This window comes from Vogesella mureinivorans (assembly GCF_007644035.1).
In the GTDB taxonomy this organism is placed as follows: domain Bacteria; phylum Pseudomonadota; class Gammaproteobacteria; order Burkholderiales; family Chromobacteriaceae; genus Vogesella; species Vogesella mureinivorans.
In genome coordinates this window covers 1-259 of record NZ_VMTV02000168.1, presented here as the reverse complement: position 1 = coordinate 259, position 259 = coordinate 1, and the positions used below count along the sequence as shown (strand labels likewise).

At 45.2% G+C, this 259-nt stretch carries 1 protein-coding gene; it reads left to right on the top strand.

Annotation, left to right across the window (positions count from 1 at the left end):
- Positions 1 to 133 precede the first annotated feature (133 nt).
- Positions 134 to 259 (top strand): Hsp70 family protein (locus FLQ44_RS06330; protein ID WP_147693591.1); only part of this gene is annotated, 126 nt, incomplete at its 3' end.

The following is a 259-nucleotide window of genomic DNA, read 5'->3' as shown; positions in this document are numbered from 1 at the left end:
AATCATAGAGTTTCATGGAGTCAACTAACTTTCTGGCGTTGCCAAATACCGTGCAATCCCTGACAGCAAGATAGAATAAATCCAAGTATTTGTTCTCAAAATATAAAGGAAAGGCAAGGAGAACACACTAGGCATGGGTAAAGTAGTCGGCATTGACCTGGGAACAACCAATTCAGTAGTAGCTGTCATGGAAGGCGGCAAGCCCGTTGTCATTGCCAATGCAGAAGGCATGAGGACTACTCCCTCCGTGGTTGGTTTC